Annotated in this window: 20 protein-coding genes and 2 tRNA genes; 12 read left to right on the top strand and 10 right to left on the bottom strand. The window is 66.0% G+C overall.

Annotated elements, in window-relative coordinates; translation table 11 throughout:
• Positions 1 to 21 precede the first annotated feature (21 nt).
• Positions 22 to 96 (bottom strand) — tRNA-Asn (locus ACK4MH_RS05015).
• Positions 97 to 138: 42 nt separating this feature from the next.
• Between ACK4MH_RS05015 and ACK4MH_RS05010 the strand changes: the two genes are divergently transcribed.
• The gene (locus ACK4MH_RS05010) at positions 139 to 972 is read left to right on the top strand and encodes a TrmH family RNA methyltransferase (protein ID WP_409715584.1); all 834 of its coding nucleotides are present in this window, start codon (positions 139 to 141) and stop codon (positions 970 to 972) included.
• Positions 973 to 1,020: 48 nt separating this feature from the next.
• Here the strand turns inward: ACK4MH_RS05010 and ACK4MH_RS05005 are convergent.
• A tRNA-Cys gene (locus ACK4MH_RS05005) sits at positions 1,021 to 1,094 on the bottom strand.
• Between the two features lie 135 nt (positions 1,095 to 1,229).
• Here ACK4MH_RS05005 and ACK4MH_RS05000 point away from each other — a divergent pair.
• From ACK4MH_RS05000 to ACK4MH_RS04980, 5 genes are all read left to right on the top strand, one after another.
• Positions 1,230 to 1,859, top strand: a complete 630-nt coding sequence (locus ACK4MH_RS05000) for a protein-L-isoaspartate O-methyltransferase family protein (protein ID WP_409715581.1) — start codon at positions 1,230 to 1,232, stop codon at positions 1,857 to 1,859.
• 140 nt (positions 1,860 to 1,999) lie between these two features.
• Complete coding sequence (locus ACK4MH_RS04995; RefSeq protein WP_409715578.1) at positions 2,000 to 3,535, top strand: TolC family outer membrane protein; 1,536 nt, start codon at positions 2,000 to 2,002, stop codon at positions 3,533 to 3,535.
• Between the two features lie 164 nt (positions 3,536 to 3,699).
• Positions 3,700 to 4,308, top strand: a complete 609-nt coding sequence (locus ACK4MH_RS04990) for a DUF2497 domain-containing protein (protein ID WP_409715575.1) — start codon at positions 3,700 to 3,702, stop codon at positions 4,306 to 4,308.
• Between the two features lie 117 nt (positions 4,309 to 4,425).
• The gene (locus ACK4MH_RS04985) at positions 4,426 to 7,164 is read left to right on the top strand and encodes a valine--tRNA ligase (RefSeq protein WP_409715572.1); all 2,739 of its coding nucleotides are present in this window, start codon (positions 4,426 to 4,428) and stop codon (positions 7,162 to 7,164) included.
• Positions 7,165 to 7,315: 151 nt separating this feature from the next.
• A complete protein-coding gene (locus ACK4MH_RS04980) occupies positions 7,316 to 8,047 on the top strand; it encodes a TlyA family RNA methyltransferase (RefSeq protein ID WP_409715569.1) in 732 nt (243 codons plus the stop codon).
• 144 nt (positions 8,048 to 8,191) lie between these two features.
• On the opposite strand, the gene ACK4MH_RS04975 is transcribed toward ACK4MH_RS04980, so the two are convergent.
• Entirely contained in the window at positions 8,192 to 8,863 is a 672-nt protein-coding gene (locus ACK4MH_RS04975; protein WP_409715566.1) for a glycine zipper 2TM domain-containing protein, read from the bottom strand.
• A gap of 205 nt (positions 8,864 to 9,068) precedes the next feature.
• Here ACK4MH_RS04975 and ACK4MH_RS04970 point away from each other — a divergent pair, with 205 nt between their 5' ends.
• Positions 9,069 to 10,313, top strand: a complete 1,245-nt coding sequence (locus tag ACK4MH_RS04970; RefSeq protein ID WP_409715563.1) for a class I SAM-dependent RNA methyltransferase — start codon at positions 9,069 to 9,071, stop codon at positions 10,311 to 10,313.
• A 2-nt stretch (positions 10,314 to 10,315) separates the two neighbouring features.
• Complete coding sequence (locus tag ACK4MH_RS04965; RefSeq protein WP_409715561.1) at positions 10,316 to 10,711, top strand: hypothetical protein; 396 nt, start codon at positions 10,316 to 10,318, stop codon at positions 10,709 to 10,711.
• On the opposite strand, the gene ACK4MH_RS04960 is transcribed toward ACK4MH_RS04965, so the two are convergent.
• From ACK4MH_RS04960 to ACK4MH_RS04950, 3 genes are all read right to left on the bottom strand, one after another.
• Positions 10,708 to 11,550 (bottom strand): alpha/beta hydrolase, encoded by an 843-nt coding sequence (locus tag ACK4MH_RS04960; RefSeq protein ID WP_409715558.1) that lies wholly within the window; start codon positions 11,548 to 11,550, stop codon positions 10,708 to 10,710. The genes ACK4MH_RS04965 and ACK4MH_RS04960 overlap by 4 nt on opposite strands.
• A 43-nt stretch (positions 11,551 to 11,593) precedes the next feature.
• Complete coding sequence (locus ACK4MH_RS04955; RefSeq protein ID WP_409715555.1) at positions 11,594 to 12,679, bottom strand: PA0069 family radical SAM protein; 1,086 nt, start codon at positions 12,677 to 12,679, stop codon at positions 11,594 to 11,596.
• 63 nt (positions 12,680 to 12,742) lie between these two features.
• On the bottom strand, positions 12,743 to 14,221 hold the full coding sequence (locus ACK4MH_RS04950) for a serine hydrolase (RefSeq protein ID WP_409715552.1): 1,479 nt from the start codon (positions 14,219 to 14,221) through the stop codon (positions 12,743 to 12,745).
• A 276-nt stretch (positions 14,222 to 14,497) separates the two neighbouring features.
• Here ACK4MH_RS04950 and ACK4MH_RS04945 point away from each other — a divergent pair, with 276 nt between their 5' ends.
• From ACK4MH_RS04945 to clpA, 3 genes are all read left to right on the top strand, one after another.
• A complete protein-coding gene (locus ACK4MH_RS04945; protein WP_409715549.1) occupies positions 14,498 to 14,989 on the top strand; it encodes a phasin family protein in 492 nt (163 codons plus the stop codon).
• Positions 14,990 to 15,159: 170 nt separating this feature from the next.
• Positions 15,160 to 15,489 carry an ATP-dependent Clp protease adapter ClpS gene (gene clpS, locus ACK4MH_RS04940; protein WP_346495895.1) on the top strand — a complete coding sequence of 110 codons (330 nt, stop codon included), beginning with the start codon at positions 15,160 to 15,162 and terminating at the stop codon, positions 15,487 to 15,489.
• Between the two features lie 13 nt (positions 15,490 to 15,502).
• Positions 15,503 to 17,803: an ATP-dependent Clp protease ATP-binding subunit ClpA gene (gene clpA / locus ACK4MH_RS04935; protein ID WP_409715546.1), complete on the top strand. Its 2,301-nt coding sequence runs from the start codon at positions 15,503 to 15,505 to the stop codon at positions 17,801 to 17,803.
• A 52-nt stretch (positions 17,804 to 17,855) separates the two neighbouring features.
• Here clpA and ACK4MH_RS04930 read toward each other — a convergent pair whose 3' ends face one another.
• The 3 genes from ACK4MH_RS04930 to ACK4MH_RS04920 all read right to left on the bottom strand — a co-directional run bounded on the left by ACK4MH_RS04930 (position 17,856) and on the right by ACK4MH_RS04920 (position 20,172).
• The gene (locus tag ACK4MH_RS04930; protein ID WP_409715544.1) at positions 17,856 to 18,464 is read right to left on the bottom strand and encodes a hypothetical protein; all 609 of its coding nucleotides are present in this window, start codon (positions 18,462 to 18,464) and stop codon (positions 17,856 to 17,858) included.
• A 107-nt stretch (positions 18,465 to 18,571) separates the two neighbouring features.
• Positions 18,572 to 19,717, bottom strand: coding sequence for a GNAT family N-acetyltransferase (locus ACK4MH_RS04925; protein ID WP_409715927.1), 1,146 nt, complete (start codon positions 19,715 to 19,717; stop codon positions 18,572 to 18,574).
• Positions 19,714 to 20,172 (bottom strand): RidA family protein, encoded by a 459-nt coding sequence (locus ACK4MH_RS04920; RefSeq protein WP_409715541.1) that lies wholly within the window; start codon positions 20,170 to 20,172, stop codon positions 19,714 to 19,716. Before ACK4MH_RS04920 ends, ACK4MH_RS04925 begins: the two co-directional genes overlap by 4 nt.
• A gap of 106 nt (positions 20,173 to 20,278) precedes the next feature.
• On the opposite strand from ACK4MH_RS04920, the gene ACK4MH_RS04915 reads away from it, so the two are divergent.
• Entirely contained in the window at positions 20,279 to 21,178 is a 900-nt protein-coding gene (locus tag ACK4MH_RS04915; protein WP_409715538.1) for a hypothetical protein, read from the top strand.
• Positions 21,179 to 21,577: 399 nt separating this feature from the next.
• Here the strand turns inward: ACK4MH_RS04915 and ACK4MH_RS04910 are convergent, their stop codons facing one another.
• Positions 21,578 to 22,330 carry a polysaccharide deacetylase family protein gene (locus ACK4MH_RS04910; protein WP_409715535.1) on the bottom strand — a complete coding sequence of 251 codons (753 nt, stop codon included), beginning with the start codon at positions 22,328 to 22,330 and terminating at the stop codon, positions 21,578 to 21,580.
• Between the last annotated feature and the right edge of the window lie 5 nt (positions 22,331 to 22,335).

The following is a 22,335-nucleotide window of genomic DNA, read 5'->3' as shown; positions in this document are numbered from 1 at the left end:
ACAGCAGCCTTTACTCCCGAGTGGCTCCGCGGGTAGGATTCGAACCTACGACCAGCCGATTAACAGTCGGCTGCTCTACCACTGAGCTACCGCGGAACATGCTCGGGAGGCGGGCCTATAGCAGCGCCTGTTCTGATCTTGCAATGGGAAATTGAGCAAATCGACCCGATAATTATCGACGATCCCGAAGACCCGCGTGTTGCGGCCTATCGAGACATCCGCGAACGCGATCTGACGGGCCGCCAGGGCCTGTTCATCGCCGAGGGGGAGGTGGTGGTGCGTGGGCTGGCGTCGGCGGCGTCGCGCTGTCGGCCCCTGTCGCTGCTGCTGGCCGAGAAGAGGGTGGCGGCCCTGACGGATGTGATCCAGGCCCTGCCGCCTGCGACGCCCGTCTATGTGGCGCGACAGCCTGTGCTGGACCGAATCGCCGGATTCGAGCTGCACCGGGGCATATTGGCCCTGGGCGAAAAACCTGCGCCTCCGTCGCTGGCTGAACTGCTGGCGGGTGTGAGGCCTCAGGATGTGTTCGTCGTCGCCAGCGGCATCGGCAATCACGACAATATGGGCGGTCTGTTCAGGAACGCCGCCGCCTTCGGGGCCAAGGCCGTGTTGCTGGATGCGACCTGCTGCGATCCCTTCTATCGCAAGGCCATTCGCGTCTCGGTCGGGGCTGTGCTGCGCACGCCGTTCGCTGTCGCCGAAGCCGAGGTCATCGTGGACGCGCTGCAACAGGCAGGCGTCGAGGTGCTGGCCCTGACGCCGTCGGCGAACGATCGCCTATCGGATTATCGGCGGTCGGGGCCCGTCGCCCTGGTTCTGGGGTCGGAGGGGCCGGGTCTGCCGCGAGAGCTGATCCAGCGCTGCCGGCCCATCGGCATCGCCATGGCGGGCGGATTCGATTCGCTGAACGTCGCCGCCACCAGCGCGGTGGCCCTGCATCATCTGACGACGACGGCGCTGGCGCGGGGCTGAAAACGCGAAGGCCGCCCCGGGGGGCGGCCTTCGTCCGTGTCATCGCGATGGAGGCCTGACCGGGAATCGAACCCGGGTGCAAGGATTTGCAGTCCTCTGCGTCACCACTCCGCCATCAGGCCGCTTTTGGTCCCCAATTTCTCGGGGGCGGTCATCGCGAGGGGCGTTCGCTATCAGATCGGATTGTCCGCTGCAACGCACGGACCTATAAGCGCGCGAGTTTTCCTCCCGGATTATCGTTGAAGGCTGCCCTACAGATGGATTTCACCGCAGAGCGCAAGGCTATGGTCGACTCGCAGGTGCGGGTGAACGACGTGACCGATCGCGCCATTCACCTGGCCATGATGGCCGTGCCGCGTGAAAAGTTCTGCGCGCCAGACCGCGCCTTCGCCGCCTATTCCGAAGAATCGGTCGTCATCGCCGGCGAGCGTCGCCTGATGCCCGCCCGCGATGTCGCCAAACTGCTGCAGGCCGCCGATGCGCGGGCAGGCGAGAAGGCGCTGGCCATCGCCGCCCCCTACGCCGCCGCTGTGCTGGCGCGCATGGGCGTGACGGTCACCGCTCAGGAATCGGACGACGCCGTATTCGCCGTTGTCGGCGAGACCCTGGCGGCCGAGGGCGTGACGACGGTGGTCGCGCCGCTGGCCCAACCGGCCGGTGAAGGCTGGGACCTGATCATTTCCGAAGGCGGCGTGCAAAGCCTGCCCGAATCGTGGGGCGCGGCCCTGCGTCCCGGCGGTCGTATCGTGGTGGTCGAGCGTCGCGGGGCCATCGGCAAGGCCGCTCTGTATGTGCAGACGCGCGAAGGGCTGTCGCGCCGCGAACTGTTCGATTCGTCGCCGTCGGTTCTTGCCGAGCTGACGCCGGCCCCCACTTTCGCGCTGTAAGAAACAAGAAACGCGCGGTTGCGACGGAAATGCCGTTCGCAACCGTGAAGAAAACTTAACTGGCGTGTGGTTCAGTCAGGCCGCAGTTACGCTTGAGAAAACATTCGGGCGTTCCTCGGGGCGTCAGGCAAGGACGGACAATGTTGAAACGCTCGCGTGTGCTGGCTTCCGCCGCAGTGGTCGCCGTGATGACCGGATTGGGTGCGCCTGCCTGGGCGGAGACCCTGCAGGACGCGATCGCCTTGGCCTATCGGACCAATCCCAACCTGCTGGCCCAGCGCGCCACCCAGCGCGCGCTGGATGAGACGGTGGTCCAGGCCCGCTCCGGCCTGCGCCCGACCCTCAGCGCCTCGGCGGGCGTGGACTATACCCGCAGCGACTTCCCCACCGTGACTCAGTTCGTGGACACGAACGACGACGGCGTGCCGGACACCCAGGTCTCGTCGTCCTCGTCGGAAACCGACGGCGCGAATGTGGGCGTCAGCCTTAGCCAGAACATCTGGACCGCCGGCCGCACCTCGCGCGCCATCGACCAGGCCCGCGCCAGCGTCTTGGCCGGTCGCGAGAACCTGCGCGAGATCGAACAGTCGGTCATGCTGTCGGTCATCCAGGCCTATGTGAACGTGACCCGCGACATGGAAATCCTGCGCATCCGCCAGGAAAACCTGACTGTCCTGCAGCGCCAGCTAGAAGAGACCAGCGCCCGTTTCGAGGTCGGCGAGATCACCCGCACCGACGTCGCCCAGGCCGAGGCGTCGCAGGCGCAGTCGGAAGCAGATCTGGCCAACGCCCAGGCCCAGCTGTCCACCTCGCGCGCCGCCTATGCCGCCGTCGTGGGCCAGTCGCCTAGCGATCTGGAAGCCGCGCCGGCCCTGCCGGCCGTGCCCAGCGACTTCGACGTCGCCATCGAGACTGCCCTTCAGCGGAATCCCGGCGTGCTGGCCGCCACCTATACGCTGCAAGGCGCAGAGGCGGCCGTCGCCGCCGCCCGCTCGGAATATCTGCCGTCGGTTCGCGCCACCGCTTCGTATGGCGGTTCGACCAACGATCTGGGCGATCTGGGTGAACTGGCCGACCGTCGCAGCTTCACAGCCGGCGCTACCCTGTCGGTGCCGCTGTTCACGGGCGGTCTGAACCGTTCGCGCGTCGCCCAGGCGCTGGAGCGCGCCAATGCGGCTCAGATTTCCATCGAAGGCGAGCGCCGCACCGTCTTGCAGGACGTCAGCTCGGCCTATGCCCAGGTCCTGTCCACCCGCGCCACGGTGTCGGCAGGCAGCGAAGCGGTTCGCGCCGCCTCGGTCGCCGCCGAGGGCGTGCGTCAGGAGGCCCAGGTCGGTCTGCGCACCACGCTGGACGTGCTGAACCAGGAACTGGCCCTGCGGAACTCGCAGACCCTGGTGGCCAGCGCGCGCGCCGCCGAATATGTGGCCCGCGCCTCGCTGCTGGCCGCCATGGGTCAGCTGGAAGGCCCTGCGCTGAACCCCTCCATCGACGCCTATGATCCCGCGACCAACTACGATCAGGTCAAGGGACGCGGCGGTCTGCCGTGGGATGGCGTGATCGAGACGCTGGACCGCGTGGCCTCGCCGCCGATCGTCGCCGCCGCTGACGCCGCCGATGCGCCGATCGACACGCAGTTGAAAGGCGAGGTCGTCCGCACCGCGCCGCAGAACTGACGGTCGCCGAATACGGACCGAAACCGCCCGTTGATTCCAACGGGCGAAGATGCGACGACAAGGCATAGGCGCCGAACGATCCGTCGTGCGGCGCCTGACCCTTTCGCGGCGTGCGGCTTAGTCCGTAAGCCAACTTCTTCCCAGGCCTCGCCCAAGGTTGCGCCATGACCGATCAGTCCGCCCAGGAACCGACCATGGAAGAGATTCTGGCGTCGATTCGCCGGATCATCTCCGAAGATGACGCTCCGGCCGAGACGCCTGCAGCAGCTGCGCCTGAAGCCACGCCTGAGCCTGTGCCCGAGCCGCTTGCGGCCGAGACCATCTTCGCCGCACCGGTCGAGCCGACGCCGGAACCCGCCGCCGTCGAGGACGACGTGCTGGAACTGACCGACCGTTATGAGGCTCCCACCGAAACCATCGGCGACCTGGACGTTGTCGAACACACGCCCGAGCCCTATCAGCCCGAGCCGGAACCCGCCCCGGTCTATGCCGAATCGGCGCCCGAGCCTGCGCCCTCCTATGACACCCTGGTCGGCGACAGCGCCGCCGCCAGCGCCGCCTCGGCCTTCGCCGGCCTGGCCGCCTCTTTCAAGAAGCCTGAGCCGACGCAATCGTCCTCGGGCGACATGCCTTTCGTCAGCGGGAACACCGTCGAGGCCATGGTCGCCGAGATGCTGCGCCCCATGCTGAAGGACTGGCTGGACAACAATTTGCCCGGCATCGTCCAGGCGGCCGTACAAAAGGAAGTCGAACGCATCGCGCGCAGCGCCTAGCCCTTCGCTTCACCGCAGACTAATCGAAGGGCGGCTCCTGCTGGGGCCGCCCTTTGTCATTCGAGGCCCCGTGCGGCCGCGCCGCTTGCGCCGCACGACAACGATCAAAGAAGTCCCATGTTTGAGAAGACCTTCGAACCCCAGGCCGCCGAGCCCCGTCTGTACGCCCAATGGGAAGAAAGCGGTCTCTTCGCGCCGCGCGCCGCCGCCGCGACCGACGGCGCGGCAGACGCCTATTCGATCGTCATTCCGCCGCCGAACGTGACCGGCAGCCTGCACGTGGGCCATGCGCTGAACAACACGCTGCAGGACATCCTGGCCCGCTATCACCGGATGAAGGGCAAGGCGGTGCTGTGGCTGCCGGGCACGGATCACGCCGGCATCGCCACCCAGATGGTGGTCGAGCGTCAGCTGGCCGCCGCCGGCAACGTCGGCCGCCGCGACATGGGCCGCGACGCCTTCATCGACAAGGTCTGGGAATGGAAGGCCGAGAGCGGCGGCGCCATCGTCCAGCAACTGCGTCGCCTGGGGGCCTCGTGCGACTGGTCGCGCGAGCGCTTCACCCTGGACGAGGGGCTGAACGCGGCCGTGCGCAAGGTCTTCGTGCAACTGCACAACGAAGGCCTGATCTATCGCGACAAGCGGCTGGTGAACTGGGACCCGCATTTCCAGACCGCCATCTCGGACCTGGAGGTCGAACAGCGCGAGGTGGACGGCGCCTATTGGCATTTCGCCTATCCGCTGGCTGACGGCGTCACCTACGAACACCCCGTCGCCTTCGACGAGAACGGCAAGGCGACGGAATGGGAGACGCGCGACTTCATCGTTGTCGCCACGACACGGCCCGAGACGATGCTGGGCGACACCGGGGTGGCGGTGCATCCGGAAGATGAGCGTTACCAGGGGCTGGTCGGCAAATTCGTGACCCTGCCCATCGTGGGGCGTCGCATCCCCATCGTCGCCGACGACTATGCCGATCCGACCAAGGGTTCGGGCGCGGTGAAGATCACGCCGGCGCACGACTTCAACGACTTCGGCGTCGGGAAGCGCGCCGGCCTGCCGTCGTTGAACATCCTCGACGCCTTCGGCCGCATTACTGATGTCGATACGCCGGACCTGCCGTCCGACTACGTCGGGCTCGACCGCTTCGCTGCGCGCAAGGCTATCGTGGCTCGCGCCGAGGAAGAGGGATGGCTGCGCGAAATCGAGAAGACCAAGCACGTCGTGCCGCACGGCGACCGTTCCGGCGTCGTCATCGAACCGTGGCTGACGGACCAGTGGTACGTTGACGCCAAGGTCCTGGCCCAGCCCGCGCTGAAGGCGGTGGAACAGGGCGACACGGTGTTCGAACCAAAGTCGTACGAGAAGATCTATTTCGAATGGCTGAGGAACATCGAGCCCTGGTGCATCAGCCGCCAGCTGTGGTGGGGGCACCGCATCCCGGCCTGGTACGGGCCGAGCGGCGAAATCTATGTCGCCGAGACGGAAGAAGACGCTCGCGAACTGGCGATGGCGGACTATAATTCCGAGGTCGCCCTGACCCAGGACGAGGACGTGCTGGACACCTGGTTCAGCTCGGCTCTGTGGCCGTTCTCGACCATGGGCTGGCCCGAGAAGACCGAGGATCTGGAGCGGTTCTATCCGACCAGCGACCTGGTCACGGCGGCGGACATCATCTTCTTCTGGGTGGCCCGGATGATGATGATGGGCCAGCATTTCATGGGCGAGGTCCCGTTCAAGCGGGTCATCATCAATGGCCTGGTCCGCGACGAGAAGGGCCAGAAGATGAGCAAGTCCAAGGGGAACGTCATCGATCCCCTGGGCATCATCGACGAACTGGGCGCCGATCCGCTGCGCTTCACCATGGCCATCCTGTCGGGCACGCGCGACATCAAGCTGTCGAAACAGCGGATCGAGGGATACCGCAACTTCGGCACCAAGCTGTGGAACGCCGCTCGCTTCAGCCAGATGAACGAGGCGCGCCGCGTCGAGGGCTTCGATCCCGCCACTGTCGAGCAGACGATCAACCGCTGGATCCGCGGCGAACTGACCAAGGCCGAGCGCGCCGTGTCCGAGGCCATCGAGGGCGGCCGGTTCGATGATGCGGCGGGGGCGCTGTACCGGTTCGTCTGGAACGTCTTCTGCGACTGGTATCTGGAGCTGGCCAAGCCGGTGTTCAACGGAGCCGATGAAGCGGCCAAGGCCGAGACGCGGGCCATGACGGCCTGGACCCTGGACCAGACGCTGAAGCTGCTGCACCCCGTCATGCCCTTCATCACCGAGGAGCTGTGGGCCGAGCTGGGCAAGGAAGGACCGGCGCGCGAGGGGCTGCTGATCGGCGCGGAATGGCCGGTGCTGCCGGACAACTTCATCGACGCCTCGGCCGAGGCCGAGATCGGCTGGCTGGTCGATCTGGTCGGCGAAATCCGGGGGCTGCGGGCCGAGATGAACGTGCCGCCGGCGGCCAAGCCGCCGCTCGCCTTCGTCGCGCCGGACGCCGTGACAGCCGAACGGATCGCGCGCCATCGCGACCTGATCCTGACCCTGGGCCGAGTGTCCGAGGTCGGATCGGCGGACGCCGCGCCGACGGGGGCCGTGACCTTCGTTTCGGGCGGATCGACGGTCGCGCTTTCGCTGGCGGGCATCATCGATTTGACCGCCGAACGGGCGCGGTTGGAGAAGGAAATCGCTGTCTTCGACAGCGACATCGGCCATGTGAACAAGAAGCTGGGCAATCCCAATTTCGTGTCGCGGGCTGCGCCGGAAGTCGTGGATGAACAGCGGGCCAAACTGGCCGAGGCCGAGGCGGGCAAGGTCAAGCTGCAGGCGGCGCTGACGCGGTTGGCGTCACTGTGAGCCCTTCTCCCCTCGGGGGAGAAGGTGGCCTGCAGGGCCGGATGAGGGGGTTGGTTCAGCCTGATCCCCTCGTTGATGTTCGGTCGGAGTGTGGCAGCCCCCTCATCCGTCTCGCTACGCGAGCCACCTTCTCCCCCGAGGGGAGAAGGGCGTGAGGACGCGGATCGATCAGCTTTTGGTCGCGCGTGGCCTGTTCGAAAGTCGTTCGCAGGCGCGCGCGGCGATCGAGGCGGGGCTGGTGGCCGCCAACGGCGTAGCCGTGCGAAAGCCTTCGGAGCAGTTCACTGACGATGCCACACTTCAGGCTCAGCCCGCCCACCGTTGGGTCGGACGGGGGGCGTTGAAGCTGGATCACGCCCTGACCGTGTGGCCTGTCGCGGTCGAGGGCAGGGTGGTGCTGGACGTCGGCGCCTCGACCGGCGGCTTCACCGAGGTCTGTCTGGATCGGGGCGCGGCCAAGGTGTTCGCGGTCGATGTCGGCTTTGGCCAGATGCATGAGCGGGTGGCGGCCGATCCGCGTGTGGTCAGCCTGGAGCGGACTGACGCGCGCGACCTGACGCCCGATCTGATCCCGGAGCGGCCGTCGCTGATCGTGTGCGACGCCAGCTTCATCAGCCTGATCAAGGTTCTGCCCGCCGCTCTGGATTTGGCTGCGCCGGGGGCGGATCTGGTGACGCTGGTCAAGCCGCAGTTCGAGGCCAACGGTCCCGGCAGCGGCAAGAAGGGGGTGGTCAAGGATCCCGCCGCTCACGCCGCCGCCGTCGAACGTGTGCGGGACTGGCTGGAGGCGATGGGCTGGGCCGTGCAGGCGACGACCGAGAGCCCCATCACCGGCGGCGACGGCAATGTCGAGTTCCTGTTGTGGGCCAAGAAGCCGGGCTAGACGTCAAGTCGCGCGAAGGCCGACAACCCCTCAACAGCCGGCAAGTAGCGCGAAGCGCGATAGCCCAACAATAAAGAGAAACCGCCGGAGGACTGGTCCTCCGGCGGCTCCCGTCACGTCGTCGATCGACAGGGGGGCTGAAAATTAATCGACGACGCGATAGCGGCCGTACTGGTCGGGGCAGGTACGGACATAGCGGGTGTCCGTGCGACCATCGGGCAGACGGACCTGGCTTTCGGCCAGACGGCATCCGTCTGAATTCTGATAGGATTCGACCGGACGCGAGCGGTCGTCGTAATAGCCGCCACGGTCGTAGGCGTAGTCGTCGCGACGATCTTCGTAACGATAGCCCTGATCGCCGGTGTAGCGATCGTCGTAGTAGCTGGGCTGGCTGTAGCCCTGGGCGTAGTAGCCATTCGACCCATAGCTGCTCTGGCCATAGCTGCTCTGGTAGCTGCGGCAGGCGTCCGAACTGGATCGGCCGACCTGCGACCCGACCACGGCGCCGAGCACACCGCCCAGGATGCTGCCTTCGGTGCGGCGACCACGCGCGGCCAGTTGCGAGCCGATGACCGCGCCCGCACCGCCGCCGATCACTGCGCCGGCGCCGGTACGACCCTGGCGTTCACGCGAGCAGGGGTCGTAGGATTGCTGATAGCCGCGCCCGTAGTTGTAGGACGGCGCATAGGAGCCGGTGCCGTAGTTCTGGCTGTAGCCGTTGCCGTAATAGACTTGCGCCGACGCCGTGAGCGGGGCGGCGGTGACGCCGAGCGCCAAGGCGGCGACGGCGGCGAGCGATGTTCTGGTGAGACGCATTTTCCAAACCTCTGAGGACGAACGGTTTCCGTCAATCGTTAACGGCAAAGCCTCGTGTCTCGTTGCAGGGAGATTTACGACCGCGAAGCTGAACGGCAATTGATCGGTTCGTTCATATTCGTTCATGTTCGCCGCGCCCGCGATGACGGTCCGCAAACCGCCGCGTGGGTTGAGCGGCGGGGTACGCACGGCTAGAAGCCCGCCGATGGACATCTTCACGATCGACCGCGTCGGCGGCCAAGGCGACGGCGTCGCCCAAACGCCGTCGGGGCCGGTCTTCGCCGGCCTGACCCTGCCCGGCGAAACGGTGCGCGGCGTGGTCGTGGACGGCCGGCTGGAGCAGGTCGAGATCGTCACCCCTAGCCCCGACCGGATCGCACCGGTGTCGCCGCAATATGGCGACTGCGGCGGGTGTTCGCTTCAGCACTGGGCCGATGGGCCCTATCTAGACTGGAAACGCGAGCAGGTGCGACTGACGCTGGCGCGCGAGAGTATCGAAACCGAGATCGAGGCGACGGTGGCGACGCCGCCTGGAAGCCGTCGCCGCGTCGCCCTGCATGCCCGGCGAACCCAGGATGGGCGCGTGGTGCTGGGGTTCAAGGCGCGGCGCTCGTGGCGGCTGGTCGAGGTGCGGGCCTGTCCCGTCGCCGATCCCCGGATCGTGGCGGCCATTCCGGCGCTGGCCGAGTTGGCTGCGGCCTTTTTCGAACATCCCAAATCCGCGCCGACCCTGCATGTCACCTGGACCCTGTCGGGGCTGGACGTCGATGTGACGGGGGTCGAGCGGCGCTCGGGCGGCGGGCTGTCGGCCGACGCTCAGTGGAAGGCTATCCAAGCGGCGCATCGGGCCGATCTGGCGCGGCTCAGCCTGGCGGGCGACACTCTGGTCATGGCGCGCCAGCCAAAGGTGGCGTTCGGCCCGACGACGGTCTCCCTGCCGGCCGGCGGTTTTCTGCAGGCCGTCCCCCAGGCGGAAGACGCAATGACCTCGCGCGCGGTAGCGGCGGTGAAGGGGGCCAAGAAGATCGCCGACCTGTTCTGCGGTGCGGGCGCCTTCACCTTCCCTTTGGCGACCGTGGCGCCCGTGATCGCGGCGGACGCCTCCAAGCCAGGCATCGACGCGCTGAAGGCCGCCGTCGGTTCGGCCAAGGGCTTGAAGGCCATCACCGCCGAGGCGCGCGACCTGTTCCGCCGACCGCTCAATCCGTATGATCTCAAAGGGTGCGACGCCATTGTGTTCGACCCGCCGCGCGCCGGGGCCATCGACCAGACGGCCCAGATCGCGGATACGAAGGCCTCCGTCGTGGTCGGGGTGTCGTGCAACCCTCAGACCTTCGCGCGCGACGCCCGCGTCCTGATCGACGCCGGCTTCCGGCTGGAGACTGTCACGCCGATCGACCAGTTCCTGTGGTCGTCGCATGTCGAACTGGTGGGGGTGTTCAGGCGATGACCATGGACGATCAGAACGACGAAGACGGCGGCGGTTTCGACGCCGAGGACTGGACGCGGCTGAAGCCGTTCGTCGGCGCGGTCGCCACACTGGACGACGTCCAGGCGCGCCGGGCCGTTTTCGCCCTGGCCGAGACGGACGATCCCCGACCGATCGTCATGGACCTGCCCCAACCCGTGATCTGGTGGGAGGAGGACGGCGAGCAGGCGGCGGTGGCCGTCCAGGCCGAAAGCCATCTCGGCCCTGACGGCGAGGAGATGGAGATCCTGGGCCTGATCCTGCCGGACGGCGAGGGGGCGGTGGCCCTGATGGAGGATGTCGATCTGGTCGACGATACCGACCCGACCTGGCGCGACCTGGTCACCCGCGCCATCGATCCGTCTGCGGCGGACGACTAACTCAGCGCTACGGCGACGCGGGCGACGAAGTCCGGCTGCGCCGGGATGTCGCCATGGTCCGCGCGAGGAAAAACCAGACGCTCGACATCGACGCCGCGCGTCTCAAGATTCTGAGCCAGTTTTCGGCTGAGCGCTGGCGGCAGGGTCTCGTCGCGACCGGCTTCCAGCACCACGACCGTGCCCAGATAGCCGTCCAACGTCGCCGGCACGTCCACGGTCGCCAAGGCATCGGCCAACTGGACACGGACCAGAGGCCGCCACAGGCCGATCATCTCGTTCACGGCGTCGCGGGCGGTGGGCGTCGTCGCCTCAAGCACAAGGGAGTCGGCGCGTATGACGCGCGCGGCTTCAGCGCAGATCGGGCCGCCCAGAGAATGCCCCCAGGCGATCAGTTTACGGCCCTCGGCGTCGGCTTGGGCACGGGCGGTCGCCGCCATGACCTCGCCTGCCGACCTGTAGGTCGCGAAGCTCGCCTTTCCGGGCGTGTCGCCCGAGCCGGGATAGTCGAACATCAACACATCGCCGAACGACGCGAGTTCAGTCGCCACCTGCGCGCCGTTGACGTCGCGCCGGAAGAGATTGCCGCCGCAGTAAAGGATCAGCGGCGCGTCGGACCTTCCCGTCCGCACCCGCGTGGCGGCGACAGCGCCCCCGGAATAGGGCAGGGAAAGGACCTCGGCACCGGGAATGGCGGGACCGGGCGTGAGTACAATCTTCTCGGCCGTCACGCGGGCGTCGGGATAGAAGAACTGTCCCTCCGGCACGCTGACGGTCATGCCGCCGGCCAAGACGCTGGACAGGCACAGGGCGGCGACGGCCGCCGACAGACGCTTGATCATGAAATCCCCCAAGGATGCGCGACGCTAACCTGAAGGTGTAGGTTCAGGCAATCTTGTCGAGGGGCAGGTCGAAAAGATCCATCTGCGGTCGGGCGTCGGCGGGGACGCGGAACTGGGTTTCGTCCAGCAGGCGGTGCGGCGTGTCGAGGCCGTAGCGTTTGACGGCGGCCTTGAACCGCGCCGCGATCAGTTCGGCCACCGGGCCGGTGCCCTTCATGCGCTGCGACCAGTCGGCGTCGTAGTCCTTGCCGCCGCGCGTCTGGCGGATCAGAGACATGACACGCGCCGCGCGGTCCGGTCGGGCGTCGGCCAGCCACTCGCGAAACAGGTCCTTGATCTCCAGCGGAAGACGCAGGGTGACATACATGACCCGCGTCGCCCCGGCCTTGGCGGCGGCTTCGAGGATGGATTCTAGTTCGTGATCGTTCAGGCCGGGGATGACGGGCGCGAAGCCGACGCCGACGGGACAGCCCGCGTCTACCAGGCGGCTGATGGCCTCCAGCCGTTTGGCCGGGGTCGAGGCGCGGGGCTCCATCGCGCGGGCCAGACCCCGATCCAGCGTCGTGATGGAGACAAAGGCCGAGGCCAGCCCCGCCTTGCCCATCGGCCCCAGGATGTCAGCGTCGCGCCCGATCAGCACCGACTTGGTGATGATGCTGAACGGGTGGCTGAATCGTTGCATGACCTCCAGGATCGAGCGTGTGGATTTCAGATCCCGCTCCACCGGCTGATAGGGGTCGGTGTTGCCGCCTATGTGGATGCGCTTGCACCGGTATCGGGGGGCGAGGAACGCCTGTTCCAGCAGACTTGCGGCCTGGGGCTTGAAGAAGATCCGGCTCTCGAAATCCAGGCCCGGGGATAGGCCCATCCAGGCATGGGACGGACGGGCGTAACAGTAGATGCAGCCATGTTCGCAACCTTTGTACGGGTTGATGGAGCGGTCGAATCCGATGTCCGGGCTGTCGTTCCGGGCGATGACGGTGCGGGCATGCTCCGGGGTGAGGGTGGTGCGCAGCGGCGCGGCCTCGGCGTCGTCGCGCGTCCAGCCGTCGTCGAACGACTGATGCTGTTCAGGCTCGTAGCGGCCGGTCGCATTCGAACGCGCCCCTCTTCCCTTGGCGGTTTCCATGGGAAGGACGATGCGACATCATCTGGAACAAAGCAAGAACATTTATTCTCGCAATGGAGGTGCTCAGTTCGGGGCGATGACCATGCAGGTGACGCGACGTTCGGCCAGGGCCTCGCACGCAGTCTTGGCCCCTGTCTCCGTCAGGCCGACGAAGCGCGAACGATACCAATCGCCGGCGGTCTGGACGTTGCGTTCGGCGCTGGCGAACTGGGTGCGGAAACGGCGGTTCAATTCGGTCAGCCAGTCGCTGGCCACCTTCTCGTCGCGGAAGGCGCCGACCTGAACGGCCCAGCGTCCGGCGGGAGTGCGGGCGGCGGCGCGGGCTGGCTCTCGCGCTGGGGGCGGGGTCGCACGGCGCGGCGTGGTCGAGGGCGCCACGGCCGCGCTCGATGGTGCGCCGTTCAGCGAGGCGGTGACATTATGGGGCGTACGGGCGTTTGGAGAAGAGGCTGCGGCCTGGCCGATGGCCTGTGCGGTTGCGGCGGCGCGCTGGCTGGCCGCGCGTTCCGAGGGGGCAGGGGCGACGCGGGTCGGCAGGGCGGCGGGCGGAGGGGCCGCCGTATAGGCGACGGCGGTGGATTCGGCGCCGATGCCGTCTTCGTCGTCATTGACCGAGGCGTAGGCGATCGGGGCGTCGGCCGACACGCTGCCGACGCCGAAGCCACGCTGTTCGAAGAAGGTCTGGGCGATCTGTATCCTCTCGCCCTGGGCGCGACGGCGCTCGACCTCGAAGCCGGTGTCCATCAGTTCGGCGACGTGGGCGTTGCGGCTGGCGGTCGAACGGCCGCCCAACACGATGGTGATCAGTCGGCGTCCGTCGCGCACGGCCGAGGCGGCGAGGTTGTAGCCCGAGGCGTTTGTGTAGCCGGTCTTCATGCCGTCATAGCCGCGCCCGGTAGGCAGCAGGCCGTTGGTGTTGCGATAGTTGCGGCCGTTGTAGGCCCAGTCGTGCAGACCGAAGTAGCTGTAATACTGCGGGAAATCACGCATGAGGGCGCGCGCCAGGATGGCCTGGTCGCGCGCGGAAGTGATCTGGCGCGCGTCGGGCAGGCCGTTGGCGGTGAAATAGCGGGTCTGGGTCATGCCCAGCTGTTCCGCCTTCAGGGTCATCATATTGGTGAAACGGGCTTCCGACCCGCCGATGTGTTCGCCGATGGCCAGGGCCATGTCGTTGGCGGACCGCACGGCCGTGGCGCGCATGGCGTTGTCCAGGGTGATGGTCTGGCCGGCGGCGAGGCCCAGTTTCGACGGCGGCTGCGAGGCGGCGCGCGGCGAGATCGTCAGGACGTCGTTCACGTTCGCCTTGCCCTGAGAAAGGGCCTCGAACGCCAGATACAGGGTCATCATCTTGGTCAGGGACGCGGGGTAGCGGCGGCTGTCGGCGTTGCGCGCGAACAGAACCTCGCCAGTGGCGGCGTCGATGACGATGGCGGCGTAGCGGCTGTTCTCCTGCGACTGGGCCTCAATCGGCCTGACGTTCGCGCCCAAGACCAGCGAAAGCGCGAGAACGGCGAACAGGCCACGGCGGAGAAAAGCGATCATGGGCGGGACAACCCCTCGGTGAACAGGGTGCGACAGGCCCCCCGGCCGTCACGAAGAAAGAGCTAGCATAGGAAGCGCGGGTTTCGTGGTGGTTAACCGCTCGTCAACGGGAATTTGACCCGACGACCAAGGTTATCGCCGATAATATGCTGCATTGCACAATAAGCTTGAAAAACCTTCGCACTTGCAGCATAAGGAGGGCCTGCGAGGACCATCCTCGCCTGAAATTTCCGCCCAGCGCCCGTCCCCTCGGGCCACATCACCGGAGAGACGACCATGGCCGACGCCACCGAAACCGTGAAGAAGACCGCCGATCAAGTCACCGCTGCCGCAGCTTCGGCCGGTGCCAAGGTCAAGGCTCAGGCCGAGACCATGCAGGCTGCAGGCACCCAGGCCTTCCGTGAAGGCATCGAGAAATCGACGGCCTCGCTGGCCGAACTGAACGCTCACAGCAAGAAGAACCTGGACGCCATGGTCGAGTCGGCCACCGTCGCCCAGAAGGGCGCCGAGGCCCTGTCGCAACAGGCGCTCGGCTTCGCCAAGTCGTCCTGGGAAGAAGGCGTCGCCGCCTCCAAGGAACTGTCGACCGCCCGCTCGGTGCAGGAGTTCTTCGAGCTGCAAACCGCATGGGCCAAGAAGTCGATGGAGCGTTATGTCGCCGAACTGACCAAGACGAACGAGATCGTCACCGCTACGGTCAAGGACAGCATCAAGCCGATCAACGAGCGCGTCACCGCCTCGGTCGAAACCTTCCAGGCCGCCCGCTAACCACGGCGTCCTCTACGTATCAAGAAGGCCCCGGAGTTCGCTCCGGGGCTTTTTTACGTTTTGGATCCGTCGTTTGCTCTTCACGCAATCCGTGACTGGACGCCGCTTCAATTCAGGCCATCATTCCCTATCTGTTGGAGACAAGACGACTCCCCGATTACGGAATACGAATGCCCATACAAAGGCCCGGTGATACCGGGGGCGGTCAAGGTACCGCCACCGTCACCGAAACAAAGCCGAAGCTTCAGAAGCCCTCGCTCTATCGGGTGCTGATCCTGAACGACGATTATTCGCCGATGGAATTCGTCGTCTATGTGCTGGAGCGGTTCTTCCAGAAGAGCCGCGAAGAGGCCACCCGCATCATGCTGCATGTGCATCAGCATGGCGTGGGCGTCTGCGGCGTCTTCACCTACGAGGTCGCCGAGACCAAGGTCGCGCAGGTCATCGAGACCGCGCGCCGACACCAGCACCCTCTGCAATGCACGATGGAAAAGGACTGAGAGGAACCTCCCGATGCCTTCATTTTCCCGTCCTCTCGAAGAAACCCTGCACCGCGCGGTGGGGTACGCCAATGCGCGCAGGCACGAATATGCGACGCTTGAGCACTTGCTGCTCGCGCTGATCGACGATCCCGATGCGACCGGCGTGATGCAGGCCTGCAACGTCGATCTGACTGCGTTGAAAGCGGCGCTGACCCTGTATGTCGATAACGATCTCGCCGCCTTGGCCACGGCCGACGGCGAGGACGCCAAGCCGACCGCAGGCTTCCAGCGCGTGATTCAGCGCGCCGTGATCCACGTCCAGTCGTCCGGCCGCGAGGAAGTGTCCGGCGCCAACGTGCTGGTCGCCATCTTCTCCGAGCGCGAGAGCCACGCCGCCTACTTCCTGCAAGAGCAGGACATGACGCGTTACGACGCGGTCAATTTCATCGCCCACGGCATCGCCAAGAAGGCCGGCGCCACCGAGGCCCGTCCCGCCAAGGGTTCTTCGCCCGAGGAGGCCGAGGACGCCTCGGCCGTCAAGTCGGGCGGCGAGGCGCTGGAGGCCTATTGCGTCGACCTCAACGAGAAGTCTCGCCAGGGCAAGGTCGATCCGCTGATCGGTCGCCAGGCCGAGGTTGATCGTTCGATCCAGATCCTGTGCCGCCGCACCAAGAACAACCCGCTGTTGGTCGGCGACCCCGGCGTCGGCAAGACCGCCATCGCCGAAGGTCTGGCCCGCAAGATCGTCAACGGCGAAGTGCCCGACGTCCTCAAGGACGCCACCATCTATTCGCTCGACATGGGCGCCCTGCTGGCCGGCACCCGCTATCGCGGCGACTTCGAGGAACGTCTGAAGCAGGTGGTCAAGGAGTTGGAGAACCACGAGAATGCGGTCCTCTTCATCGACGAGATCCACACGGTGATCGGCGCTGGCGCGACCTCCGGTGGGGCAATGGACGCCTCCAACCTGCTGAAGCCGGCCCTGGCGTCGGGTTCGCTGCGCTGCATGGGATCGACGACCTACAAGGAATATCGCCAGCACTTCGAGAAGGACCGCGCCCTGGTGCGTCGCTTCCAGAAGATCGACGTCAACGAGCCGACGGTCGAGGATACGGTGAAGATCCTGAAGGGTCTGAAGACCTACTATGAGCAGCACCATAAGGTCCGCTACACCGACAGCGCCATCCGCACGGCGGTCGAGCTGTCGGCCCGCTACATGACCGACCGCAAACTGCCGGACAAGGCGATCGACGTGATCGACGAGGCGGGCGCCGGCCAGATGCTGCTGGTCGAATCCAAGCGCAAGAAGGTCATCGGCCAGAAGGAGGTCGAGGCCGTCATCGCCAAGATGGCGCGCATCCCTGCCAAGTCGGTGTCCAAGTCCGACACCGAGAGCCTGCGCGAACTGGAAATCGATCTGAAACGCGCGGTGTTTGGCCAGGAGCAGGCCATCGAACAGGTCTCGGCGGCGATGAAGCTGGCGCGGGCGGGTCTGCGCGATCCGAACAAGCCCATCGGCAGCTTCCTGTTCAGCGGTCCGACCGGTGTGGGCAAGACCGAAGTCGCCAAGCAACTCGCCGCCACCCTGGGCATTGAGATGCAGCGGTTCGACATGTCGGAATATATGGAGCGCCACACCGTCAGCCGCCTGATCGGGGCCCCTCCCGGATATGTCGGCCATGACCAGGGCGGGCTTCTGACCGACGCCGTCGATCAGCATCCCCATTCGGTGGTGCTGCTGGACGAGATCGAGAAAGCGCACCCGGATGTCTACAACATCCTGCTGCAGGTGATGGACAACGGCATGCTGACGGATGCGGTCGGCAAGAAGGTCGATTTCAGGAACGTCATCCTGATCATGACCACCAACGCCGGGGCCGCCGACAACGCCCGCGCCTCCATCGGCTTCGGCCGGGGCAAGGTCGAGGGCGAGGACGACAAGGCCATCCAGCGCCTGTTCGCGCCGGAGTTCAGGAACCGCCTGGACGCCATCGTGGCCTTCAAGCCGCTGCAAGCCGACACGATCCGCTCGGTGGTGACCAAGTTCATCCTTCAGCTGGAAGCCCAGCTGGCGGATCGCAACATCACCATCGAACTGACCGACGAAGCCGCCGACTGGCTGGCCAAGAACGGCTTCGACGAACTGTATGGCGCGCGTCCGCTGGCGCGGGTCATCCAGGACTCGATCAAGAAGCCGCTGGCCGACGACATCCTGTTCGGGCGTCTGACGCGCGGCGGACACGTCAAGGTCCAGCTGAAGGACGGCAAGATCGACTTCGACATCACGAGCGCCAACGCACCCGCGAAGGCCGAGGAAGAAGAGACCGCCTGATCGGGTCAGATCGACTTAAGGAGGCCCGAGCGGCGACGCTCGGGCCTTTTTGTTAGAAGGTGAACGAGGTCAGGATCAGAAATCCCCATTGGGATTCTTCCTTGTACCGAATTGTGGTTTCTCCGGCCGGAAGCGGCTCATTGGCGACGACGCCGTCGCCGAAGACTTGGGCGGACGGATCCACGATGGCGCCGATTCCGATATTGAAACTGCTCTCTTTGTCCTTGGAAAGACGCCGTCCGATCATCACCCCGAGACCAACAGATTCGATAATCTCGTCTGATCCTGGCTGAACAGCGACGAAGGGGCCAATGCCCCATTCTGAATCCTTGCCGAATGGAATGAAGTTATGGAGTTCCAGCAGGAGGCGAGCGTCGGCATCGTCTTCATCGGTTACTCGCACAAGACCGTTCACCACCTCTGCCTGTGCAATGCGTTCCTTGCCGGGGAAGTCCATCGCGAGCGATATGGCGCCGCCCCACTGCCAGCCCCCGAAACAGCCGAACTTGAGCGGGGACTCGCACTTGTCCTCTGTTGGCTTTCCGTCTGGCTTGGCTTCCGCTGTTTCAACTGCCGGAACGGGTCCGGTGGTCTGCGCAAACCCGTTTGGCGACCAAGCCAAAGTCACTACGGCGAGCGCGATTGATATCGATCTGTGCATTGAATATCTCCCCCGTTCTGCAAACTGAGGTAACGTTGATATTCAACTCAGAGTCAATATGGTGATCATCTAGGTTGTTAGGTCTGGCCGCAATTTAATGCGTTTGGTCAGTTGGCTTTGTAGGGCGACAATTCCTCGGTCATCGCCGCCATCTCGGCCTGCATCGCCGGGCGTTCGCCGTCCAGATAGCGGGCCACGGGATCGCGCAGCGCCGGGTCGGCGATGAAGTGGGCGGAATAGACGGGGGAGGGCAGGTAGCCGCGCGCGATCTTGTGGTCGCCCTGGGCGCCGGCCTCGACGCGGGACAGGCCCCGCGAGATCGCGAACTCGATGGCCTGATAGTAGCAAAGCTCGAAATGCAGGAAGGGCACGTCTTCCAGCGTACCCCACTGGCGACCGTACAAGGCGTCGCGGCCGATGAAGTTCAGGGCGCCGGCGATGGGCGTCTGGTCGCGGAAGGCCATGACCAGGGCGATGCGATCCGCCATCGTCTGGCCGATCCTCTCGAAGAAGTCGCGCGTCAGATAGGGCTGGCCCCATTTGCGCGAGCCGGTGTCCATATAGAAGGCGAAGAAGGCGTCCCAGTGCGCCTCGGTGATGTCGGCGCCGGTCAGGACGCGGATATCCAGATCGGCCTGGGCGTCGCGGCGTTCGCGCTTGATGGTCTTGCGGCGATTGGCGGACAGGGCGGCGAGGAAGTCGTCGAAGGTCCGATAGCCGTTGTTGCGCCAGATGAACTGGATGTCCTGACGCGGCAGCAGGCCAGCCTCGGCCATGGACGACCATTCCGGCTCGGTTGGAAAGTTGACGTGCAGGGACGAGACGCCCAGCCGCTCGACCAGCGTCACCGCGCCCTGGATCAGGGCCTGACGCACCGTGGCGGCGTCGGTCTCGGGGTGGTTCAGGAAGCGCGGGCCGGTCGCGGGCGTAAAGGGCACGGCCCCGAGCAGCTTGGGGTAATAGCGCCCGCCGGCCCGTTCATAGGCGTCGGCCCAGCTGTGGTCGAAGACGTATTCGCCCTGGCTGTTGCCCTTCAGATAGAGGGGCATGACGCCCAGGACGGCGTTGTCGTCACCCCGCAGGGCCAGATGACGCGGGGCCCAGCCTTGCCGCGGCGCGGCGCTGCCCGAGGCCTCGCAGGCGTGCAGGAAGTCATAGGAGACGAAGGGATCGCCGGTGGACCGTGCGCACGCGTCCCAGGCCTCGCGGCCGATGTCGGCGATCCCTTCGTGAACCGAGATCTGAAAGATCAGCGGATCTCCACGATCGCATCGATCTCGACGGCGAAGCCGAGCGGCAGCTTGTAGACGCCGACGGCCGAACGGGCATGCTTGCCCGCATCGCCGAAGACTTCGACCATCAGGTCCGAGCAGCCGTTGATCACGGCGGGAATGGCGATGAAGTCGGCACCGGCCTGGACGAAGCCGCCCAGTTTGACGATGCGGACCACCCGGTCCAGGTCGCCGTCGCAGGCCGCCTTGATCTGGGCGATCAGGTTCAGACCGCACAGGCGCGCCGCCTCCGTGGCCTGTTCCGGCGTCACGTCCACGCCGACCGTGCCCTTGATCCCGCCCGAGGCGTCGTTCGACAGCTGGCCCGAGATGGTGACCTGATTGCCCGAGCGGACATAGGAGACATAGCTGGCCACCGGCTTGGCGGGTTCCGGCAGGGTGAGGCCGAGTTCGGCGATGCGGGCTTCGATGCTCATGGGGGCTCCTTTTATCTGGGCGCGGTTTAGCGCGCGGCAAGGGCGGCGTCACGTCCATCGCGCGGCTTTAAAGGTTCGCCAACCGCGCCGTGTCATTGTGCCGATCATGGATATGCACCTGAGCCCTGACGTCGCCGTCTTCCATGCCGTGCTGGCGCGGCTGTCCCCCGACGACCGGGCGCGCGTGGACGCCGTCGCCGGACCGGCCGCGCTGAAGGCCGCCGAGGCCGCGCCGCACTGGGATTTCGAAATGCCGGCCAAGGCGGTGGACGCCCTGCTGGGCGCGGCCGCATCGGACGACGTGCGTCGGGGCCTGGTCGCCGCCTGGGCGCTGCAACTGCCCGACCGCGCGGCGGCGATGCGTCTGCCGGCCGAGGTGATGGCGCTGTATCCCTACTGGATCGAACAACTGGCGGCGTTTCTGGACAAGGCCGAGGGCGAATACGTCTTCGACCACTGGTCCAAGGACGTGCGCTTCACCCTGGCGCTCAGCGTGCCGGGGGCCAAGAGCCAGGTGATCGACCTGAGTTCGCCGGTCGGACCGGGCCAGATCGTCAAACACGTCCGCGACGGCTGGGGCTTCAAGCCTCTGTTCCGCTATCTGGCGGCGGGCGCCAAGCGCGAGCCGTGGCTGGAGGTGCACACCGAAAGCCGTTGGCTGCGGGGCTTCAACGAGGACGGCTGGAACGAGGCCTGGGCGACGGCGGCGGAGCTGTGCCGCGCGCGGCCGGAACTGGCGGGCATGATCGGCTCCAGCTGGTTCTACGACCCGCCCCTGACCGAGATCAGCCCGCGCCTGGCCCATCTGCGGCTCAACCCCCTGAACGGCGGCGCCTTCATGGTCCACCAGGGGCCGGCGCCGATCCATACCGAACGCGCCGCGACCGCCTCGGCGTCGAGGAAGGCGCTGATCGACAGCGGCGAATACACCGCCCGATCCTGGCTGATGATCTGGCCCCGCAAGGAACTGATCGCCTGGGCGGATCGGCGCAAGGCGGCCAGATAGCAAGAGTCTAAAAACACTCTCAAAGATACAGATTCCCGCGAACAACCGGGGCTGTTCGCGGGAAAAGTATTAGATGTATATGGCCACGCCGTTTCGGCAGACACCAACTTGAGTGACTATGACGTATTGCGACGCGGTTCCCTGTAAGGGTCCGGTTCCGACGTAGTTAGAATAGCAGACGCCCCACGCGTTGCCGACAACGGTCGTGTAAGTCGCGTCGCTATAGTAGTCATAGCTGTAGAGCGGAGCGTCTATAAAAGCCTGCGCGGGGGCGGCTGCGGTCCCTAGGCTCAAGGCCAATATTGCAGCTGCGCCTGACAGTCGAAATTGCTTCAACATCGTCGTTCTCCAAAGTGACACCCATAAGGCGATCAATCGAAGGTCTATTTTGCTATTTAGTCAAGGTTGCATCGACACTGACGCCACTCGCCACGCCGCCGCGACCGGCTGGATGTCCAGCCCGGCCGCCTTGGCCAGTCGGATCAGCCGGTCGATGTCTTCGGGGCGACAGCCGTAGGGCGTCGGGGCGTCGCTGACGTCGTGGCCATAGGCGATCAGCCAGCCCTTGGACGCCGCCGTCTCCGCCACCAGCGCCTCCAAGTCGTAGCCGGGCAGACGACGGCTCTCCAGGCCGATGGCCTGCAGCAGGTTGCGGTCGGCGCGACCGGCGTTGATGCCGTCGCGCACCCCGCGCCCGCACAGGAAGCGTTTGTCGATGATCGCCTTGGACCCCAGGGCGCAGTCGCCGAACGGATAGGCGAAGGTCTGCATCTGATACCCATCCAGCCGCTCGGCCACCCAGGCGGCGTTGCGGGCCAGGCTGGCGTCCAGCTCTGCCGGCGACAGGGTCAGGGTCGAGACGTGTTCATAGGTGTGGCAGCCGACCTCGTGACCCGCCTCATGCAGCGCCTGCAGATGCTCCACCTCGAACTGCGGCAGGTCCAGATTGCGACCGCCCGCCAGGCCGCCGCAGACATAGTAGGTCGCCTTGACCCCGTGCTGGGCCAGGATCGGCCCCGCCTCTGTCCAGGCCGATGCCGGGATGTCGTCGAACGACAGGCTGAGGACGCCGCGCACGGGCTGGACCGTGGCGGGACGGACATCGAAATATCGGCCGGCGCGGCGACGCATCTTGTCGAGAAAGGCGTTCATCCCGT

The organism is Brevundimonas sp. (assembly GCF_046295075.1).
Classification (GTDB): domain Bacteria; phylum Pseudomonadota; class Alphaproteobacteria; order Caulobacterales; family Caulobacteraceae; genus Brevundimonas.
This window is presented reverse-complemented; position numbering and strand designations above follow the sequence as displayed.

Coding starts and splice junctions, on each gene's coding strand:
- ACK4MH_RS04930 (WP_409715544.1), bottom strand. CDS start 18,464: ATGCACAGATCGATATCAATCGCGCTCGCCGTAGTGACTTTGGCTTGG.
- ACK4MH_RS04970 (WP_409715563.1), top strand. CDS start 9,069: ATGGACATCTTCACGATCGACCGCGTCGGCGGCCAAGGCGACGGCGTC.
- ACK4MH_RS04950 (WP_409715552.1), bottom strand. CDS start 14,221: ATGATCGCTTTTCTCCGCCGTGGCCTGTTCGCCGTTCTCGCGCTTTCG.
- ACK4MH_RS04920 (WP_409715541.1), bottom strand. CDS start 20,172: ATGAGCATCGAAGCCCGCATCGCCGAACTCGGCCTCACCCTGCCGGAA.
- ACK4MH_RS05000 (WP_409715581.1), top strand. CDS start 1,230: ATGGATTTCACCGCAGAGCGCAAGGCTATGGTCGACTCGCAGGTGCGG.
- ACK4MH_RS04945 (WP_409715549.1), top strand. CDS start 14,498: ATGGCCGACGCCACCGAAACCGTGAAGAAGACCGCCGATCAAGTCACC.
- clpA (WP_409715546.1), top strand. CDS start 15,503: ATGCCTTCATTTTCCCGTCCTCTCGAAGAAACCCTGCACCGCGCGGTG.
- ACK4MH_RS04965 (WP_409715561.1), top strand. CDS start 10,316: ATGGACGATCAGAACGACGAAGACGGCGGCGGTTTCGACGCCGAGGAC.
- ACK4MH_RS04975 (WP_409715566.1), bottom strand. CDS start 8,863: ATGCGTCTCACCAGAACATCGCTCGCCGCCGTCGCCGCCTTGGCGCTC.
- ACK4MH_RS04985 (WP_409715572.1), top strand. CDS start 4,426: ATGTTTGAGAAGACCTTCGAACCCCAGGCCGCCGAGCCCCGTCTGTAC.
- ACK4MH_RS04960 (WP_409715558.1), bottom strand. CDS start 11,550: ATGATCAAGCGTCTGTCGGCGGCCGTCGCCGCCCTGTGCCTGTCCAGC.
- clpS (WP_346495895.1), top strand. CDS start 15,160: ATGCCCATACAAAGGCCCGGTGATACCGGGGGCGGTCAAGGTACCGCC.
- ACK4MH_RS04910 (WP_409715535.1), bottom strand. CDS start 22,330: ATGAACGCCTTTCTCGACAAGATGCGTCGCCGCGCCGGCCGATATTTC.
- ACK4MH_RS04990 (WP_409715575.1), top strand. CDS start 3,700: ATGACCGATCAGTCCGCCCAGGAACCGACCATGGAAGAGATTCTGGCG.
- ACK4MH_RS04995 (WP_409715578.1), top strand. CDS start 2,000: ATGTTGAAACGCTCGCGTGTGCTGGCTTCCGCCGCAGTGGTCGCCGTG.
- ACK4MH_RS04955 (WP_409715555.1), bottom strand. CDS start 12,679: ATGGAAACCGCCAAGGGAAGAGGGGCGCGTTCGAATGCGACCGGCCGC.
- ACK4MH_RS04915 (WP_409715538.1), top strand. CDS start 20,279: ATGGATATGCACCTGAGCCCTGACGTCGCCGTCTTCCATGCCGTGCTG.